General features: G+C 69.7%; 15 protein-coding genes and 1 pseudogene. 5 read left to right on the top strand and 11 right to left on the bottom strand.

Annotation, left to right across the window (positions count from 1 at the left end; genetic code table 11):
* Positions 1-161: 161 nt before the first annotated feature.
* Genes SGFS_RS29895 through SGFS_RS29885 form a run of 3 tightly spaced genes read right to left on the bottom strand, consistent with a single transcriptional unit; the run spans position 162 to position 3,429 of the window.
* A complete protein-coding gene (locus SGFS_RS29895; protein ID WP_286254866.1) occupies positions 162-2,033 on the bottom strand; it encodes a carbohydrate-binding domain-containing protein in 1,872 nt (623 codons plus the stop codon).
* Positions 2,030-2,824, bottom strand: coding sequence for a VTC domain-containing protein (locus tag SGFS_RS29890; RefSeq protein ID WP_286254864.1), 795 nt, complete (start codon positions 2,822-2,824; stop codon positions 2,030-2,032). Before SGFS_RS29890 ends, SGFS_RS29895 begins: the two co-directional genes overlap by 4 nt.
* Positions 2,821-3,429, bottom strand: a complete 609-nt coding sequence (locus tag SGFS_RS29885; RefSeq protein WP_286254863.1) for a DUF4956 domain-containing protein — start codon at positions 3,427-3,429, stop codon at positions 2,821-2,823. The genes SGFS_RS29890 and SGFS_RS29885 overlap by 4 nt, the downstream gene beginning before the upstream one ends.
* 248 nt (positions 3,430-3,677) lie before the next feature.
* On the opposite strand from SGFS_RS29885, the gene SGFS_RS29880 reads away from it, so the two are divergent.
* From SGFS_RS29880 to SGFS_RS29865, 4 genes are all read left to right on the top strand, one after another.
* Positions 3,678-3,896 carry a hypothetical protein gene (locus SGFS_RS29880; RefSeq protein ID WP_286254862.1) on the top strand — a complete coding sequence of 73 codons (219 nt, stop codon included), beginning with the start codon at positions 3,678-3,680 and terminating at the stop codon, positions 3,894-3,896.
* A 47-nt stretch (positions 3,897-3,943) separates the two neighbouring features.
* Positions 3,944-7,291 (top strand): S8 family serine peptidase, encoded by a 3,348-nt coding sequence (locus SGFS_RS29875; protein WP_286254861.1) that lies wholly within the window; start codon positions 3,944-3,946, stop codon positions 7,289-7,291.
* A gap of 155 nt (positions 7,292-7,446) precedes the next feature.
* Positions 7,447-7,782 (top strand): hypothetical protein, encoded by a 336-nt coding sequence (locus SGFS_RS29870; RefSeq protein ID WP_286254860.1) that lies wholly within the window; start codon positions 7,447-7,449, stop codon positions 7,780-7,782.
* A 60-nt stretch (positions 7,783-7,842) separates the two neighbouring features.
* On the top strand, positions 7,843-8,568 hold the full coding sequence (locus SGFS_RS29865; RefSeq protein ID WP_286254859.1) for a nucleotidyl transferase AbiEii/AbiGii toxin family protein: 726 nt from the start codon (positions 7,843-7,845) through the stop codon (positions 8,566-8,568).
* A gap of 15 nt (positions 8,569-8,583) precedes the next feature.
* Here SGFS_RS29865 and SGFS_RS29860 read toward each other — a convergent pair whose 3' ends face one another.
* The 4 genes and pseudogenes from SGFS_RS29860 to SGFS_RS29845 all read right to left on the bottom strand — a co-directional run bounded on the left by SGFS_RS29860 (position 8,584) and on the right by SGFS_RS29845 (position 10,194).
* Positions 8,584-8,985, bottom strand: a complete 402-nt coding sequence (locus SGFS_RS29860) for a hypothetical protein (RefSeq protein ID WP_286254858.1) — start codon at positions 8,983-8,985, stop codon at positions 8,584-8,586.
* A complete protein-coding gene (locus SGFS_RS29855) occupies positions 8,982-9,155 on the bottom strand; it encodes a DUF397 domain-containing protein (RefSeq protein WP_286254856.1) in 174 nt (57 codons plus the stop codon). The genes SGFS_RS29860 and SGFS_RS29855 overlap by 4 nt, the downstream gene beginning before the upstream one ends.
* Positions 9,156-9,157: 2 nt before the next feature.
* Positions 9,158-9,334, bottom strand: a pseudogene (locus SGFS_RS29850) (Scr1 family TA system antitoxin-like transcriptional regulator); the annotation flags it as partial.
* 257 nt (positions 9,335-9,591) lie between these two features.
* Positions 9,592-10,194 (bottom strand): GOLPH3/VPS74 family protein, encoded by a 603-nt coding sequence (locus SGFS_RS29845; RefSeq protein WP_286254855.1) that lies wholly within the window; start codon positions 10,192-10,194, stop codon positions 9,592-9,594.
* A gap of 88 nt (positions 10,195-10,282) precedes the next feature.
* Here SGFS_RS29845 and SGFS_RS29840 point away from each other — a divergent pair, with 88 nt between their 5' ends.
* Positions 10,283-10,870, top strand: a complete 588-nt coding sequence (locus tag SGFS_RS29840) for an O-methyltransferase (protein WP_286254853.1) — start codon at positions 10,283-10,285, stop codon at positions 10,868-10,870.
* Here SGFS_RS29840 and SGFS_RS29835 read toward each other — a convergent pair.
* From SGFS_RS29835 to aspS, 4 genes are all read right to left on the bottom strand, one after another.
* On the bottom strand, positions 10,756-11,274 hold the full coding sequence (locus SGFS_RS29835) for a hypothetical protein (protein WP_286254852.1): 519 nt from the start codon (positions 11,272-11,274) through the stop codon (positions 10,756-10,758). The two genes, SGFS_RS29840 and SGFS_RS29835, sit on opposite strands and share 115 nt — an antisense overlap.
* A 263-nt stretch (positions 11,275-11,537) precedes the next feature.
* The gene (locus SGFS_RS29830; protein WP_286254851.1) at positions 11,538-12,494 is read right to left on the bottom strand and encodes an intradiol ring-cleavage dioxygenase; all 957 of its coding nucleotides are present in this window, start codon (positions 12,492-12,494) and stop codon (positions 11,538-11,540) included.
* Positions 12,495-12,639: 145 nt separating this feature from the next.
* A complete protein-coding gene (locus SGFS_RS29825) occupies positions 12,640-13,512 on the bottom strand; it encodes an intradiol ring-cleavage dioxygenase (RefSeq protein ID WP_286254850.1) in 873 nt (290 codons plus the stop codon).
* A 200-nt stretch (positions 13,513-13,712) separates the two neighbouring features.
* Entirely contained in the window at positions 13,713-15,476 is a 1,764-nt protein-coding gene (gene aspS / locus SGFS_RS29820; protein WP_286254849.1) for an aspartate--tRNA ligase, read from the bottom strand.
* Positions 15,477-15,678 lie beyond the last annotated feature (202 nt).

The following is a 15,678-nucleotide window of genomic DNA, read 5'->3' as shown; positions in this document are numbered from 1 at the left end:
AAGTGGCGTCGTCCGCCCGGAGGGCGGGGCCCGCGGCGTCCGGTGCGGTGCGTCGCAAGGCGGAGGGTCGTCCGCGTACTGGGCGTACGCGGACGATCCCGACAACGTGGCGAGGTGCCGTGCCAGGCGTCGCGGGGCAGACGGGACTTTCGAAACACGCCCTAGCCTCGGCCCCCGCCCCCACCCGGGCCTCCGCCCCCGAAGCCCCCGCCCTCGGGGGCCTCGCCCGCCGTGACCGTGGCGATCTTCTTCGCCGAGCCGAGCTTTCCGGACTCGGCGAGGCCGCCCGTGCTCGAACCCGAGGCGCTGCCGCCGGAGTAGACCGTGTACTTCTCGCCGCTCTTGATCGACTCGCCCGAGTACACGACGTTCTGGATGGTCTTCGAGGTGGTGTACGACGCCACGACCTTGCCGTCCGCGTCGACGATGTGCAGGGTCGTGCCCGCGTCCACCGACGAATCCAGCGTCGCCGACAGCCAGCCCTGTTCCGATTCCTCGTCCGGGGCGACGACCATGCCCGCGCTGCCTGCGGCGAGGAGCGTGCCGCCGCTGACGGTGAAGCTGCCGTTGACGTCGAGCGCGCCGTTGCCGCCCATCTCGGGGCCGTTGACGACGATCAGGCCGCCGGTGATCTCGGCGGTGCCGTTGGAGTCGAAGCCGTCGCCCTGGGAGTTGAGGATCAGGGTGCCGCCGGTGACCTTCGCGGAGTAGTCGCCGACGTTCTCGCCGCCACCGCCGGGGCCGCCACCGCCGGGGCCTCCCCCGCCTCCGCCCTGATCCTCCGAGGTCGCCTCGCTGCCGGAGGCGTTCACGCCGTCGTCGTTGGAAGTGACGTTCGTCGTACCACCCCTGACCAGGATGTCCTTGCCCTCCAGGCCCTCGTTCGAGCCGGTGATCGTCAGCTTGCCCTTGCTGATGACGAGGTCGCCCTCGGCGTGCACACCGTCGTCGCCGGCCACGAGGGTGACCTCGGCGCCGTTGACGTGGACGGCCGCGTCGCCGTGGAGCGCGTCGGCGGATGCGTCGGCCTGGACCGTCCCGCCCTCCAGGACGGTGATCACGCCCGACTTCAGGCTGTGCGCGGAGGAGTCGGCCGTGTTGTCTGCGGTCTTCGCCTTGACGTTCAGCCTGCCGCCGGTGACGACGAGGTCGGTGGCCGCGTCCACGCCGTCGCCCTCGGAGGTGACGGTGACCGTGCCGCCGTCGACGGCGATGTAACCGGCGTCCTCGTCCTCGTCGTTGTCGGACTTCAGCCCGTCGCCCTTCGCCGTGACGGTGACCGTGCCGCCGTTCACGATCAGGTAGTCCTTGCCGCGGATGCCGTCGTCGGCGGCCTCGACGGTGATGTTGCCGCCCTCGATCACCAGCCCGTCCTTGCCGGCGATCGCGTCGTTGCCGTTGCCCTTCACGGTCAGCGCGCCGCTGCCGCCGATCGTCAGGTCGCCCGCGCTGTAGAGAGCGGCGTTCGCGTCGGCGTCCTCGGCGTACGAGTCGGTGTCGCTGAGGGTGTTCTCGCTGCCGTCCGCGAGCACGACCACGAGCCGCTCGGCCTCGGTGGCCGCGATCGCGGAGCCGGAGGAGCTGGCGATGTCGACCCCGTCGAGGATCAGCTTCACGGTCGCCTCGGGGGCGTCGACCACGATCTGCCCGTCGTCGAGGGACCCGCTGAGCCGGTAGGTGCCGCTGGCGGTGATGGTGACGGTCGTCCCGTCGACGTCCACGCCGCTGACGTCCGCCTCCGCGGAGTCGCCCTTCAGCTCGATGTCCTTGACCTCGGACTCGTCGTACTCGGTGTCGCCGTCCTCGGCGTGCGCGTCCTCGTTGTCGGCGAGTACGGCGGACGCGGTCTGGGTGCCGTCGACGGCCGAGGCAGCGCTCGAACTCTCCGATGCCGAGCTGGAGCCCGCCTCCGAGTCGCCGGAGGAGCATCCGGCGAGCGCGGCGGCGGCGAGGACGACGGAGGCCAGGGCGCCCGCCACCTTCGTACGAAGTCGTCGTGCGCTTCTCTTCCACGAGGTCGTACGAATGTTCATGCGGGACTCCCGTTCAGTGCGGGTGCGGTGGGAAAGTGGCGCCGCAGGACGGGCAGCCAGCGGTTGGCGGGCAGTTCGGGTCTGAGGGCCGCGAGGCCGGTGCCGTACTTGGAGACCGGGCACGGCCGGTGTTTCAGCGACCACAGCAGCCGGTCGGCGCTCGAACCGGCCCGCCCCGCCTTGGTCTCGACGATGCTCCGCTCGGGGGTGCGCAGCTCGGTCCCGTCGGGCAGGACCCAGGTCAGGTCGGTGTCGACGGTGACCCGGCTGCCGCTGTTCGGCAGGAACAGGGTGGTGCGCCGGTAGCGGGTGGTGAGCGTGGGCACGAAGCGGAAGCGGCGCGCGTCGATGCCGGCGGCGCCGAGCATCTCGTCGGCGTACGCCCGCGCCTCGTGCCCGAGCCGGCCCAGCTCGCCCTCGTACGGGATGCGCTGTTTGACGGTGGTGCCGCGCGGGCCCCGGGTCTTGACCTCGAAGAAGTGCTGACCGGAGTCCATGTACGTGCGGATGCGCAGCTTGAAGCGGCGGCGACGGCGGCGGGCGGCGCCGAGGTAGCCGTCCATGCCGGGGGTGTCGAAGTAGACGGACCGGTAGCCGAACTGCCGCTGTCCGGCCGTCTCCAGCACCTGGACGTCCTCGTCGAGCCCGCCGACCACGAAGGGCAGGTCGGTGACCGGGAGCATGTACTTGCGGTCGAGGCGGGTCAGCAGCTCGGCGCGTTCGACGAGTTCGTCGAGCGAGATCGGGCGCAGCGTCCCGACCACCGGGCCGACGACGTCCACGGCGGTCATGCGCGGACCTCGTGATCCGGCTTGGCGACGAGTGAGCCCGCCTCCCTGGGCGCCCGCGGCCCGTCGCCGACGACGTACCTGACGTCGACCAGCGTGAAGTCGTTCACGAGGTCGACGCTCTGCACGGACAGGTTCACGACCCGCCCGCCCAGCAGCACTTCGAGGTGGGCGCGCAGGGCGTCCTCGTCGGTGTACGCGGTGTCGAGGCGGAGGCTGCGCTGCCGGTAGCGGCCGAAGAGCCTCGGGTGGTCGCCGACGTACATCGTGGCGACCATCAGCGCGATCAGCGTGCCGGTGAGCGGGCTGACGTGCTCGGGGAGGCCGGCGAGAAGGCCGATGGCGAGCGCCGAGAAGTAGTACGCGATCTCGTGCTGGGCGATCTCGGAGGACCGCAGCCGAATGATCGACAGGACTCCGAAGAGGCCCATGCCCAGCCCGATCCCGACGGAGGCGGAGCTGAGCGTCATCGCCACCGCGACCACGCCGACGTTGACGCCGAGGAAGGCGGCGACGAGGTCGCGGCGGTGGTGACGCGGGAAGTAGACCGCGAAGGTCAGCACGGAGATGGCGGCCAGGTCGGCGCCCACAAGAAGGAACTGGTCCATGTCACGGGACTCTCGCGGGTCTCCCTTTGAACGCGCTTTGCCTTCCCTTAACGCAACTTGAGAAGTCCCGCGGGCCAACGGCCGGTGAACCGTCGGCGCTTCGACTGGTGTCCGCGCGGCGCGTTGTTGTGAAACGACTGTGCAGATCCGCTGACATTTGAGAATTCAAGATTTACTACTGGCGAGTCACCGGTGAGATGGGGCCAGGGGGATCGACACCACACCGTTTCGATCAACATGGACCACAGTTGACCCACCATCACATACGCCCGAGAGCGGGCTTCGCCCCTCTCGTGCCACTCCTCGCCGGAGTCCTGACGCTGACCGCCGTCATCGCTCCCGCCCTCGCCGCTGCCACCAACTCAACTGACGGGAAGGCGAGTTACGGCCGGTACACCTACGTGGTCGAACTCGCCGACCCGCCCGGCGACTACGACGTCTACACGGTCCTGACAGTCACGCCGTAGCCGCCCGCACACCCCCCACAGCACCGACCAGTGAACATGGACCACAGTTGACATCCATACCCACCCGCACCCGCATACGGCCGAGAGCGGCCGTCACCGCGCTCGTGCCGCTCCTCGCCGGAGCACTCACCCTGACCGCCGTCATCGCCCCCGCCCAGGCCGACCCCACCGACAGTGGCCAGAGTTACGGCGCCGACACCTACATCGTGAAGCTCTCCGAAGCGCCCGTCGCCGCGTACGAGGGCGGGCTGCCCCGGCTGAAGCGGACGGCGCCCGTGCAGGGCGGTCGGCTCGACGCCGACTCCAAGGCGGTCGACGCGTATCTGCGCCATCTGGACACGCGCCGGGACAAGGTCCTCGACGCCGTGCCGGGCGTGCGGCCGCTCTACGACTACGCGTACACGTTCAACGGTTTCGCGGCCGAACTGACCGCCAAGCAGGCGGCGAAGCTCGCGGTGACGCCCGGGGTGGTGTCACTGACGCGGAACACGGTCGCCCAGCTGACCTCGGACGCGGCGCCCGGGGAGGACCGGGCGGCGTCGAGGACGGGGGTGTCCTTTACCTCGACCTCGACCTCGACCTCGACCTCGTCGTCCTCGTCCTCGACCTCGACCTCGGTGGAGCCGGAGCCTGCGCCTGCGCCTGCGCCTGCGCCGGAGCCGAACCCGGCGCCGGGTCCCGAGCCGGTGCCCGACCACGGGCCCGGGGCGGCCCCGTCGGCGCGCACGGACCGGGCCCCGCAGGCCACGGAGATCCCGTCGGCCACGTCTTCCGACAAGAAGCTTGGCGAGAAGGCGGCCGACGAGAGCGCAGCCGGAGAGAAGGCCGGCAAGGCAGGCGGCTCCGCCGCGTTCCCCGACATCGCGGGCGTGCTCGGTCTCTCCGGCGACAAGGGCCTGTGGGCGAAGGCCGGCGGGCCCAAGCACGCCGGTGAGGGGATGATCGTCGGCATCGTCGACACCGGGGTATCCCCGTCCAACCCGATGCTCAAGGCGCTGCCCGAGCCCCTCCCGGACGCCGAGGTCATCGCCAAGAAGTGGCACGGCAAGTGCGACCCCGGCACCGACGCCAAGCACAAGATCACCTGCAACAACAAGGTGATCGGCGCCCAGTGGTTCGGCAAGGGCATGCCCCAGGGCAACCCCGAGGACGTCACCTCACCGATGGACACCGACAGCCACGGCACCCACACGGGCACCACGGCCGCCGGCAACCACGGCGTCAAGGCGTCCGTCCCGGGCAGCAACGCAAGCGGAAAGCTCAGCGGTCTCGCCCCGGCCGCCCGGCTGGCGTACTACAAGGCGTGCTGGAGCGAGGGCTGCCCGATGGTGGACACCACGGCCGCCATCGACCAGGCCGTGGCGGACGGCGTGGACGTCATCAACTACTCCATCGGCGGCGCGATCCCCGACCAGCCCGACATGGAGGCCATGTTCAACGCGGCCAAGGCGGGCGTCTTCATCGCCACCTCGGCCAACAACGACGGCCCGGACACGGTGGAGCACACCGAGCCGTGGGTCACGACGGTCGCCGCGGCCTCGCACGACACCAAGTACACCGCGTCGCTCGTCCTCGGCGACGGCCGTGGCCACACCAACCTCAGCCTGAACCCGGGCGTCGCCTCGGCGCCGCTGGTGCTTGCGGCCGACGTCCGCAAGGCGAAGGCCAAGGCCAAGCAGGCCACGCTGTGCGCGCCGGGCACGCTCGACCCCAAGAAGGCCAAGGGGAAGATCGTCGTCTGCGACCGGGGCGGTGACGGGATCTGGGTCGAGACCAAGACCGACGAGGTCAAGGCGGTCGGCGGCAAGGCCATGGTCCTCACCCACACTGCCACCAGCGCCCAGGACTTCTTCGCGGACGTCTTGGCCGTACCGATGATCCAGATCGGCCCCAAGGACGCCAAGGCGGTACGTAAGTACGCGGCGGGCGCCGGTGCGACGGCGAAGCTCACGCCCACCAAGAGCAGCCACCGCACGGACCGCGAGATCACCGACTTCTCCTCCAGCGGCCCCGACCACTACAGCGACGGCGACCTGCTCAAGCCCGACATCGCCTCCTTCGGCGAGAACATCCCGGCGGGCGTCGTGCCGGGCGGCACCGGCGGCTACACCGGCTCGTTCGGCTTCGCGGACGGTACGTCGATGTCGTCCCCGCACATCGCGGGCCTCGCCACCCTGCTGAAGCAGCTGCACCCCGACTGGTCGCCGATGGAGATCAAGTCGGCGCTGATGACGACGGCGACGACCACGGACGAGAAGGGCAGGCCCATCGGCCGCAAGCTCGCCGACTCCGCGTCCCCGCTCGACTACGGCGCGGGCCTGGCCCGGATGACCCACGCCGCCGACCCCGGTCTGGTCTACGACTCGACGTCCGCCGACTGGACGGCGTACGTCTGCTCCCTCGGCCTGACGCCACCGGCTTCGGCGGGCACCGACGCCTGCGCCTCGGCCGCGAAGCTCGACCCCAGCGACCTCAACTACCCGTCGATCTCGGTCGGCGACCTGCTCGGCCACCAGACGGTGAAGCGCACGGTCACCAACGTCTCCGCCAAGACGGCCACGTACGACGCGAAGCTCCAGACCCCGCCCGGCTTCCGGGCCAAGGTCACCCCGAAGCGCTTCACGGTCGCGGCGGGCGAGTCCGCCACGTACAAGGTCCGCTTCGAACGGACGAACGCGGCCTACGACAAGTGGTCCTTCGGCTCGCTGAAGTGGACCGACACGAACAGCCGCCACCAGGTCACCAGCCCGATCGCGCTGCGCCCGACGGTGTTCGCCGAGCCGAAGGAGGTCACGGTCACGGGCACCGACTCGGCGACCCTGACGCCGGGCGCGGGCTACGACGGCGAACTGACGGCCAGGGCCGAGCTGTACACCGGTGTGAAGGCGACCGGCACGCTCACCGGCACCGACCAGTCCGACTTCTGGGAGAGCCAGCACGAGAACGAGGCCGTGGTGAAGTCCCGCGTCCACGTCCCCAAGGGCTCCGGCTTCACCCGTCTGGCCGTCAGGGAGGCCGACCACCTCCCCGGCAGCGACATCGACCTGTACGTCTTCGACACCGCCGGCAACCACATCGGCGCCTGGCCGGGAGTCGGCTCCGACGAACACGTGGACCTGCCGCCGGGCGACTACGACGTCTACGTCCTCCAGTACGAGCTGCCGGCCGGCACCGCCGGCCAGCAGTACACCCTGTGGACCTGGAAGGTCGGCCAGGGAGACCCGACGGTGACCGCCACGGTCACCCCGGCCACGCAGAAGGTCACCGCAGGCGACCGTCCGAAGGTCACGGTGTCCTGGCCGACCGCGACGAAGGGCGAACGGTACGTGGGCTTCACGGAGTTCGGCGACGGGTCCCGGACCCTGGGCCGTACGACGCTGACGGTGACCCCGTAGCGAAGCCGTTCCCGAACACGGGGCTGCCCGTCAACTCCCTTGATTTGGTGGGCAGTTCGTCTTCTCGTAACCTTGATCGACATTCCCCCCACACGACCCGTACGGAGTCATCTGTGTCATCCATGCCATCCGCGTCATCTGTGAAGCACAGCCGCATGGCCCGCCGTCTGGCCACCGTGGCCGGCACGGCCCTCGTCGCCGGGGCCACCGTCCTGGCCACTTCGTCCGCCTCGTTCGCGGCGACCAACACCTGGCAGATCACGGGCGTCTCGCCGGGCAAGGCGAAGTCGGCGTACATCGTCTCCCCGACCGCCAAGGGTGTCTGCGTCCAGGCCAACAACCGCTGGACCGACGAGGTCGGCGCCAACATCACCACGATCATCTTCGAGAGCGACTACAACTGCACCGGCGGCGCGGGCACGAAGTGCACGACGACCGTCGCCTCATACACGGGCGCGCTCTTCGACGTGCGCAACTGCCGCTGGACGTAATACCGGCCGAGGACGTGCGCGCCCCCGGGCGTACGGGCCATGCCCCGAGATAATCAGGGCATGGCCCCACCCCCCGCCTCCGAGACCACCTCGGAGACCGCCCCCGACCCCCACGTCCCCCTCCTGACCGACGTCCTCGCCCTGGGCACCCCCTACGCCCTCGCCCTCACCGGCGACTACGCGGTGGTGGCCCACGGCCTGGCCGACTGGCAGGGCAGCCGGGACCGAACGCTGGAGACGGCGACGGAGCACCCGGCCCCCATGGAGGAGATCGCGACCGCGCTGGAGTCGGGCCTGCTGGAAAGAGGCTGGCAGGTGAGCCGGGTGGAGACGGACCCCCTCTCCACCCGCCTCCTGGTGGTCGACCCCGCCACGGCCGAGGAACACACGCTGGACATCGCCAAGCAGACGTTCTGGCACCCTCCGGTACGGACGCCACTCGGCCCCACGGCCTCCCTGGAGGACGTCATCGGCACGAAGGTCCGCGTCCTGGCGGACCGAGGCCTGCCCCGCGACCTGATCGACGTCCACGCGGCGGCCGACCGTTGGACCCACACCGAACTGGAGGAACTGGGCCGCCGCCACGCCCTCGACACCTTCGACCTCACCGACCTCCAGTCCCGCCTGGAGGGCACGGAGTGGCTCGACGACCGGGAGTTCACCCACCAGGGCCTCGACGAGGAAGCCATTCTGACGGTCCGCCAATGGGCCCAGACCTGGGCCGACGACATCGCCGAACGCCTCCTGGAGGAGGAGGCGATGAGCCCCCCGCCTGAGGCGGAGTGAGCGGAGGCACGCTCGTCAGGGCCGGTCGCCGACCCGGCATGTGGGCAGTTCCCCGACGCGAGAGGCGACCGTCGCCGTTCGAGGGCACACCCAAACGGCCGCCCCCTTCTCCACGGCCGCCGTCAGCGGGTGCGACCCCGGGTGCTCAGGACAGCGCGGCCACACCGTCGGTTCTCCCGCGGCCCAGAGCGCCTCGACGGCCCACGTCTGCACCTGCTCCGCCACATCCACAAGCAGCACCGCCGACCGCCCGTCCGGCTCGGCGTACACACCCTGCCCGGAGCCGTCGGGGGCCCAGAGCACGACACCGGGTCCGTCCTCGTCCGCGACGACATCGGGTTGCACGGCGCACTGCGCACGCAGGTCGCGGAGGACGGCGGCGAGGGCTTCGGCGAACTCGGGGAGCGGGACACTCATACGCTGCGGACGTGCCGTATGAGAGCGACCAAGGCGTCGGTGGTGACCGGGAGTATCCGGACGGGGTCGTCGCTTTCGCGGAGAAGCAACTCGTTCTTGTGATGGGCGAGTTCGACGCACTCGTTGCCGTCGGCACCGCCGGAGAAGGAGGACTTTTGCCACTGGATCACGGTTACAGCTCCTTCGACAAACGGTGGACGAAGTCCCGGGACTTCACGGGGTCGAGAGATACCGACTCCACCTTACGAAGGAGTGTTCGCATGGCCCGCAGCTGAGCGGAGTCGTCGAGGAACGCGGTGCCGTACGGGGTGTCCCGCTGCACCGTGTCCAACGCGGTCACCGGCCCGCCCACCTCTTCGAGGAGAGGTATTTGGAGGGTAAGGCGAAGGGCGAGGCCGAGGGCGAGGCCAAGGGCGTTCTGCGCGTGCTGGAGGTGCGTGGCGTCCCCGTCTCCGAGAGCGTCCGCGAACGCATCAGCACATGCACGACCTCGACCGCCTCAATGACTGGCTCGACCGGTCCGGCACGGTCACGCACGCGGAGGAACTGTTCACCGAGGGCTCCGAGCCTTCGGAGGCCGGGCCGGACCCCGCCTGACTCACTGGCTCACGTGATCGCCGTAACCACCACGGTCGCAGCCACCGTCGCGGCCATCAGCGCAGCCACCGTCGCGGCCGCCGTTTCGGACATGGAGCGGAGTGCGGGGTCCGCCCAGTGGTGTTCCGCGATCTCCTGCATGCGCTGGTCGGTCGTCCGGCGGGCGGTCTTGTCCGACTCTGCGTCCGGGAAGGCCAGGCTCTGAAGGCCATTGTGGTGCAGGAGGGTGATCAGGGCCGCCGTGCGGTGGTCCGGGGTCGCGCCGTTCAGGACCACGTCCGTCAGACGGCTGCGCACGCTCGACTCCTCCGTGCCGTCCGCCTCCGGATAGCGCGTGGTGCGGAAGAAGAGCAGAACCCGGTGTTCCTCCTTGCGGATCAGCCCCTTGGCGAGGAGGCCTTGGAGGGCGGTCTCGTACTCCTCCGTGCGGTGCCGGTGGATCCACTGCCCGGCGTCATCCGGCAGGGCCGTGTCCTCGGCGAGCGCCCGTTCCAGCAGCGCCGCCGCCCCGATCGCGAAGCTCGTCTGGAGGGGGAGCCGGGACTGGCCCGTCGTGTCGTCCAGGGAGAGGAGCAGGAGCTGTTCACCCAGCGTCGTACCGGTCATGGTCATGATCAGTAGGACGCGTGCGGGGGGCAGTGGGGTTCCAGTACCGGAATCCGGTTGCGGACGCCGCCGTCCCGCTTCCAGAATCCCCCACATGGACGACACTCCCGGCACCGGCCAACTGCCCGCATCTCTCCCGGAGTTGAGGGCCGCCGCGCTCGATGCCGGGTTCACCATGTCCTGCGACTCCCGTACCGGCGGTCTGCTCGCCACCCTCGCCGCCATGCGGCCCGGCGGGCGGATCCTGGAGCTGGGGACCGGCGTGGGTGAGGGCACCGCCTGGCTGCTGAGTGGCATGAACCCCACCGCCACGCTGGTCACCGTCGAGCTCGACGACATCGTGCAGGGTGTCGCGCGCGATCACTTCCGCGACGACGGCCGGGTCACCTTCGTCGGCGGCGACGGCGGGCGCTGGCTGGAGGAGTACGACGGCGCCGCCTTCGATCTCGTGTTCGCCGACACCTGGCCCGGGAAGTTCACCCACCTCGAGCGCGCTCTGGAGCTGGTCGCACCCGGCGGGACGTATCTCGTCGACGACTTGACTCCGCAGCCCGGCTGGCCCGCGGGTCACGAGACGGCCGTCGCCGATCTGCTGGCCGTGCTGGAGGCGCGCCCCGACTTCCGCACCACCCGGCTGACCTGGTCGAGCGGCCTGCTCGTCGCCGTACGGTCCGCCGACTGAACCGCCGACCCGGCCGCCGACCCGGCCGCCGGCTCCAGGCCCAGCGCCGTCCGGGCCGTGCCCACATGGCGCAGGCCCTCCGTCGCCGTACTCGTCACCAGCGCGTACTGCTCGGGCGTGCGCGCGGCGGCCAGCTGGGCGCGGGCGGTGTGCAGGCGCTCGGTCGCGTGCGTCAGCGCCTCGGACGCCTCGCCGTGGGCGGCGGCCTGGGCCCGTACGTCGATCGCGGACAGGCCCACGCCCAGCCCTACGACCCAGCGGTTGGCGTCGGCCTCCGCGTCCAGGTCGGACAGGTCGGACGTGGGGCCGGAGCCGCAGCCCCCTCCCGACGAGCGGCGCTGTGCGACGACCGCCCCCACCGCTCCGACGATCAGCGACAGTGCCACCAGCACGGCGATGTTCATGGCCTCCTCCAGCGATTCAGGCGTGTGTCCCGTTTCCGGTACCCATCACACGCCCCGCCACTGTGACCGTCCGACGAGAAACCTGTGCGCCGCCTGATGACTTCCCAAGCGGCCCGCCGTACACGGACATACGGCCCCACCGGCATACGACAAGGGCCCGGAACCCAGGGGAGAGGTTCCGGACCCTTGTCGAACCGGACCGGGCCGTCAGTACGTCAGCCGGTCGGGCCGCCAGTACGTGAGCCAGTCGGGCCGCCAGTACGTCAGTCGGCCGAAGCCGAGGCGCCCGGCTGTGCCGAGTCCTCCGTGCCTGTGTGCGTCGCGTCCGGGTCCACACCCACCGTGATCGTGGCGGTGACGCCCTTGGCGATGTCGTTCTTCTTGTACTTCAGCTTGAGCAGACCGCCCTGGACACCGCTCTGGTCGTAGATCGTGTCCTCGTCGAGGGTCGTGCGTTCCGTCGTCGACGTCGAGTACGGCTCGACCTCGGCGGAGGCGAGGACGGACTCCTCGTCGAAGAAGAACTGGCCGGTGTGGCAGGTGTTGCCACCCTCGTAGCCCGCGTCCGTCCACTCGCCGCTGACGTGCACCTTGGTGTGGATGTGGACACAGCGGCCCTGGTACCAGCCGGGGAAGACCGTCTTGAAGGTGACGATGCCGTTCTTGTCCGTCTTCCATGTGCCGCGCAGATAGCGCGTGTCGCTGGTCGGCTCCTGGTGGCCGCCACCGCCACCGCCTCCACCCGTGCCGTCGGTGGGCGCGCCTGACGGGGGCTCACCCGTGGGCGTACCGGACGGGGCGTCGGTCGGCGCCGAGCCGCCGCCGCCCTGGGAGAAGCTCTCGTACCCGGAGTACAGGCCCAGCGCGTCGCAGTGCCAGACGTCGACGGCCGCGTTGCGGATCGGCTTGCAGTTCTCGGAGTCGATCACCTTGAGGCGGAGGGTCAGGGGGATGCCCTCCTTGTCCTCGGTGATGTCCTGGCGGAGCTTGTCCGCGTCGATGTAGTACGGCCCCTCGGTGGTCTCCGAGGTGAGCTTGTAGCACTCCTCGGCGGTGGAGGAGGAACTGGTGGGGGTCGCGGCGCCCTTCTTCTTCTCGCCCGCGCTCGCGGTCGCGACGACCGCGCCGCCCACGCCCACCGCGGCCACCGCTCCGGCGCCCGCGACGACGACCTTGCGGCGCGTCAGATCCTTCTTGTGTTTCGGCTGGTTTCCCGTCATGGGCAGGGAACCTAGGGAGCGCGCCTGTCAAACCCGTAGGGAAGGACTGTGGTTTCCCCAGTATTCCCATACGACGGAAAAGCGGGCCCGAAATCGCCGTCCATTTCGAGCCCGCTTTCGGCAAAAATCCTCGAAAAGGCTTGCCCTACTGCCCGGTGTTGTCCGCCTCCGGGTCCACGCCGACCGTGAGCGAGGCCCGTACGCCCTTGGCGATGTCGTTCTTGTCGTAGCGCAGTTTCAGCAGACCGCCCTGGACGCCGCTGCCGTCGTAGATCGTGTCCTCGTCGAGCGTCGTGCGCTCCGCCGTGTTCGACGCGTACGGCTCCACGACGGCCGAGGCCAGCACGGACTCCTCGTCGAAGAAGAACTGGCCGGTGTGGCAGGTGCTGCCGCCCTCGTACCCGGCGTCCGTCCACTCGCCGTTGACGTGCACCTTCGTGTGGATGTGCACCGTACGGCCCCGGTACCAGCCGGGGAAGACGGTCTTGAAGGTGACGAAGCCCTTGCGGTCCGTGCGCCAGGTGCCGCGCAGATAGCGGGTGTCGTCCGTGGGCTCCTGGTGGCCGCCGCCGGGGGGCGGGCCCGAGGGGCCGGGGGTCGGGGGCTCACCGGTCGGGGCGGGGCCGCCACCGCCGTTGCCCATGTCCTCGTAGCCGGAGTAGACGCCCGCCGCGTCGCAGTGCCAGATGTCGACGGCCGCGTTGCGGATCGGCCGGCACGTCTCGGCGTCGACGACCTTCAGGTGGAGCAGGAGCGGGATGCCCTCCCGGTCCTCGGTGACATCCCGGCGGACCTTGTCCGCGTCGATGTAGTACGGGCCCTCGACGGTCTCCGAGGTGAGCTTGTAGCACTCCTCCGCGAGGCTCTCGGCCGACTTCCCGGCGGCCTCCCCTCTCTGCTCACCGGCGACGGCGTTCGCCGCCAGAGCGCCGCCGAGGCCCACCGCGGCGACCGCGCTCGCACCCACGACAACGACTTTCCGGCGCGTCAGATCCCGCGTGTCCGACACGTCCTCCATTCCGGTCGATTCCTGGGAAAGATTGGATTGCTGAGGCTGTTGGTTAGCTGTCATGCGCCGGAAAGTTAGATATGAAGCCTGTCAATCAGCTGAGAAAACAGCGCCTTTTCCCCGCGCACGAAAAAGGGTCCTGAAATCGACCGGCGACTTCAGGACCCTTTTCGATTCAAGCCCGAGAAAGGCTTGCCTTACCCAATTCTCTACTTCGGCTGCGGCTTCCGCACCGAAAGGTGCAGTTCCTTCAGCCGCGCCTCCTCCAGCTCCGTCGGCGCGCCCATCATCAGGTCCTGGGCGTTGCCGTTGAGCGGGAAGGCGATCGTCTCGCGGATGCTGGGCTCGTCCGCGAGGAGCATGACGATGCGGTCGACGCCGGGGGCGATACCGCCGTGCGGCGGGGCGCCGAAGCGGAAGGCGCGCAGCATGCCGGCGAACTTCTCCTCGACGGTCTCGCGGTCGTAGCCCGCGATCTCGAACGCCTTGAGCATGATCTCCGGCTCGTGGTTCCGGATCGCGCCGGAGGACAGCTCGGTCCCGTTGCAGACGATGTCGTACTGCCAGCCGAGGATGTCCAGCGGGTCCTGGGTCTCCAGGGCCTCCAGGCCGCCCTGCGGCATGGAGAACGGGTTGTGCGAGAAGTCGATCGCGCCGGTGTCCTCGTCCTTCTCGTACATCGGGAAGTCGACGATCCAGCAGAAGCGGAAGACGCCCTCCTCGAAGTGCCCGGCGCGCTTGGCGGCCTCGACCCGCACCGCGCCCATGATCTTCGAGACCTCGTCGAACTCGCCAGCGCCGAAGAAGACGGCGTGACCGGCGGCCAGCGACAGGCGCTTGGTCAGCTCGGCGACGTTCTCCTCGGTCAGGAACTTGGCGATCGGGCCGGTCAGCGAGCCGTCCTCGGCCACCCGCACCCAGGCCAGGCCCTTGGCGCCCAGCGTCACCGCGAAGTCGCCGAGCTGGTCGAAGAACTTCCGGGGCTGGTCCTGCACGGAAGGCACGGCCAGCGCACGCACGTGCTTGCCGGCGAACGCCTTGAACTCCGAGCCCTCGAAGACATCGGTGATGTCCACCAGCTCCAGCTGGGCGCGCAGGTCCGGCTTGTCGGAGCCGTACTTGAGCATCGCCTCGCGGAACGGGATGCGCGGGAAGGGGGAGGTGACGTGCCGACCGCCGCCGAACTCCTCGAACAGCTCGGTCATGAGCTTCTCGATGGGCTGGAAGACGTCCTCCTGCTCGACGAAGCTCATCTCGACGTCGAGCTGGTAGAACTCGCCCGGCGAACGGTCCGCGCGCGCGTCCTCGTCACGGAAACAGGGCGCGATCTGGAAGTAGCGGTCGAAGCCCGAGATCATCAGCAGCTGCTTGAACTGCTGCGGGGCCTGCGGCAGCGCGTAGAACTTGCCCGGGTTGAGGCGCGACGGCACGACGAAGTCGCGGGCGCCCTCGGGGGAGGTGGCGGACAGGATCGGGGTCGCCATCTCGTTGAAGCCCAGCGCCGTCATCTTGTGACGGATCGCGGAGATCACCGCCGTACGCAGCATGATGTTGCGGTGCATGCGCTCGCGGCGCAGGTCCAGGAAGCGGTACTCCAGGCGCCGCTCCTCGTTGACCCCGTCCTCGGCGTTGATCGTGAAGGGCAGCGGGGCGGCCGCGCCGAGCAGCTCGACCTCGCCGACCTCGACCTCGATCTCACCGGTGGGCAGCTCCGGGTTGACGTTCTCGGCGCCGCGGGAGACGACCTTGCCGTCGATACGGACGGTCGACTCCTTGGAGATCTTGTCGAGCGCCTCGTACGCGGGGGTGCCGGGGCGGGCCACGAGCTGCGTGATGCCGTAGTGGTCGCGCAGATCGATGAAGAGGATGCCGCCCAGGTCGCGCCGATTGTGCAGCCAGCCGCTCAGCCGGACGTCGGAGCCGACGTCAGAGGCGCGGAGCTCGCCGCAGGTGTGGGACCTGTACCGATGCATCGTCGTTCATCCAGTCTTCGCTGATCGGGGATCGGGGTCCGTGTCGCACGGCTCTCACTGTCCGTGTTTCACGTGAAACAAGAAACAAGGGTACCGGGCACCCCAAGATCGCCTCCCCTCCATTACGGCTGCGCGCCTCAAGGGGACTGCAAGCGTTTTCCACCGCTAGCCTCAGCTGTCGTTACCCCCGGTACCGCTCGAT

This window comes from Streptomyces graminofaciens (assembly GCF_030294945.1).
Lineage (GTDB): Bacteria > Actinomycetota > Actinomycetes > Streptomycetales > Streptomycetaceae > Streptomyces > Streptomyces graminofaciens.
Note: the sequence above shows the minus strand (reverse complement) of the source record. Positions and strands in the feature narration are given on the sequence as shown.

What these genes read in the sequence shown, in the direction of transcription:
- SGFS_RS29895 (WP_286254866.1), bottom strand. Translation starts at nt 2,033, where the DNA reads ATGAACATTCGTACGACCTCGTGGAAGAGAAGCGCACGACGACTTCGT.
- SGFS_RS29890 (WP_286254864.1), bottom strand. Translation starts at nt 2,824, where the DNA reads ATGACCGCCGTGGACGTCGTCGGCCCGGTGGTCGGGACGCTGCGCCCG.
- SGFS_RS29885 (WP_286254863.1), bottom strand. Translation starts at nt 3,429, where the DNA reads ATGGACCAGTTCCTTCTTGTGGGCGCCGACCTGGCCGCCATCTCCGTG.
- SGFS_RS29870 (WP_286254860.1), top strand. Translation starts at nt 7,447, where the DNA reads ATGGCCCGCCGTCTGGCCACCGTGGCCGGCACGGCCCTCGTCGCCGGG.
- SGFS_RS29865 (WP_286254859.1), top strand. Translation starts at nt 7,843, where the DNA reads ATGGCCCCACCCCCCGCCTCCGAGACCACCTCGGAGACCGCCCCCGAC.
- SGFS_RS29860 (WP_286254858.1), bottom strand. Translation starts at nt 8,985, where the DNA reads ATGAGTGTCCCGCTCCCCGAGTTCGCCGAAGCCCTCGCCGCCGTCCTC.
- SGFS_RS29845 (WP_286254855.1), bottom strand. Translation starts at nt 10,194, where the DNA reads ATGACCATGACCGGTACGACGCTGGGTGAACAGCTCCTGCTCCTCTCC.
- SGFS_RS29840 (WP_286254853.1), top strand. Translation starts at nt 10,283, where the DNA reads ATGGACGACACTCCCGGCACCGGCCAACTGCCCGCATCTCTCCCGGAG.
- SGFS_RS29835 (WP_286254852.1), bottom strand. Translation starts at nt 11,274, where the DNA reads ATGAACATCGCCGTGCTGGTGGCACTGTCGCTGATCGTCGGAGCGGTG.
- SGFS_RS29830 (WP_286254851.1), bottom strand. Translation starts at nt 12,494, where the DNA reads ATGACGGGAAACCAGCCGAAACACAAGAAGGATCTGACGCGCCGCAAG.
- SGFS_RS29825 (WP_286254850.1), bottom strand. Translation starts at nt 13,512, where the DNA reads ATGGAGGACGTGTCGGACACGCGGGATCTGACGCGCCGGAAAGTCGTT.
- aspS (WP_286254849.1), bottom strand. Translation starts at nt 15,476, where the DNA reads ATGCATCGGTACAGGTCCCACACCTGCGGCGAGCTCCGCGCCTCTGAC.